Source organism: Brevibacterium mcbrellneri ATCC 49030, from assembly GCF_000178455.1.
Taxonomy (GTDB): domain Bacteria; phylum Actinomycetota; class Actinomycetes; order Actinomycetales; family Brevibacteriaceae; genus Brevibacterium; species Brevibacterium mcbrellneri.
This window is the reverse complement of sequence record NZ_ADNU01000063.1, coordinates 1-1704: the sequence shown is the minus strand read 5'-3', so window position 1 is coordinate 1704 and position 1704 is coordinate 1. Positions and strand designations below refer to the sequence as shown.

Annotated in this window: 1 protein-coding gene and 1 pseudogene; one reads left to right on the top strand and one right to left on the bottom strand. The window is 66.1% G+C overall.

What is annotated here, in order from left to right; all coding sequences use genetic code 11:
• Positions 1–1282 (top strand): annotated as a pseudogene (mobF, locus tag HMPREF0183_RS09685) (MobF family relaxase); the annotation flags it as partial.
• Between the two features lie 82 nt (positions 1283–1364).
• On the opposite strand, the gene HMPREF0183_RS09680 reads toward mobF, so the two are convergent.
• On the bottom strand, positions 1365–1704 hold a 340-nt coding region (locus tag HMPREF0183_RS09680; protein WP_005885541.1), incomplete at its 5' end, for a formylglycine-generating enzyme family protein.

The window sequence follows — 1704 nt, the reverse complement described above, 5'->3', positions numbered from 1 at the left end:
CGGGGTCGGATGGTTGCGCAGATTGAGGCGGAGGAGGCTGCGCGGGGGTCTCGGCGTGCGGTGGCAGGGTTTGATTTCACGTTCAGTGTGCCGAAGTCGGCGTCGGTGTTGTGGGCGGTTGCGGACGCGGGGACGCAGGCGTTGATTGCGCAAGCCCATCATGAGGCGGTTGCGGTGGTGGTTGCATTCATGGAGCGCGAGGTTGCAGCCGCCTGCACGGGCGCAACTGCTGGTGATGGCGCGGTTGCACAGGTCGACGTCACGGGTTTGATCGCGACGGCGTTTGATCAGTGGGATTCCCGCGCCGGGGACCCGCACTTGCATACGCATGTGGCGATCAGCAACAAGGTCCGCACGGTGTTGGATGGGAAGTGGTGGAGTCTGGATGGGCGTCCGATGCATGCCGCGGTGGTCGCGTTGTCAGAGCTGCACGAGGCCGTGTTCGCCGATCACATGACCCGCACCTTCGGCGTGAGCTGAGAGCCACGGGAGATGGGCCGCGACCGCAACTCGTCCTGGGCAATCACCGACGTCCCCGAACAGCTGGTGGCCGAGTACGTGGCCACCTATGGACGGCAGCCATCTGATGCCACCGTGATCCGGTTGCGTGCCCAGGCCACGCTCGCGACGTGTCCAGAGAAGCAGGTCCGATCCTTAGCGGAGCTGACCGAACAGTGGCGCACCCGCGCCAGCAGAGTCCTCGGCAGTGATGCGACGGTGTGGGCGCGCGCCGTCACGGGTGGGGAGCGGCAGTTGCTGTTGCGGGCTGACGATGTGCCGTTGGATCTGATCGGGCAGGTGGGGCGGTCGGTGGTTGAGGTGGTCGGTGAGAAGCGTTCGACGTGGCGGCGCTGGAACCTGATGGCCGAAGCTGCCCGCCAAACGATGGGGTGGCGGTTCGCCAGCGTCGAGGACCGCGAAGCCATCACCGCAATGGTTGCCGACGTCGCCGAACAAGCGTCCCTGCGGCTGACTCCACCCGAGCTAGCGACCAGTCCGGTGGAGTTTCGCCGCCTGGACGGCACCAGCGTGTTCCGCCCGAACCACTCCGACCGTGTTCTCCTCCGACACCCTGCTCTCGGCTGAGGACCGTCTTCTCACCCGGGCACGTGCCACGACTGGCCCGAGTATCGACCTGGCCACGGTCGAAACGATCACGAGCAAGCCCGATGCCGAGGGTTGGGTGCTCGGCCTGGACCAGGCGGCAGCTTTGGCGTCGGTTGCGGTGTCGGGTCGGGTGGTGGATGTGTTGGTGGGGCCGGCGGGGGCTGGGAATACCACATGTCGTGTTTGACGCCACTCCTGAGCTTCAAAGACTCGGGAGTGCGACTGGCCTCGGCCCGCTCGCGTCGCGGATCATTCGCTTATGTGCGTAGCGGTGTCCAGCCGACAGGAACCGGGCCGTCGACGTCCGCTCGATCTCGATCGGCTTTCTGCGACCAGCCTTGACCGGCGTGACAGGCAGCTTCTCCAGCGGCGCCCTGTGCGACGCGGAACCCGACGTCATCCAGTTGCGCTCCCGGCATGCTTCCTCGCCGTACTGAGGCGCGAACGCTCCAATGCTTGTCCGCCCATCCGCCGCCGCGCAGTACGCGATAGTCGGCGTATCTGGCGGGGTCGGAGTAGTCCCAGCACCACTCCCACACGTTGCCCATCATGTCGAACAGGCCGAAGGCGTTGGGCTGTTTCTGTCCGACGCGCTGG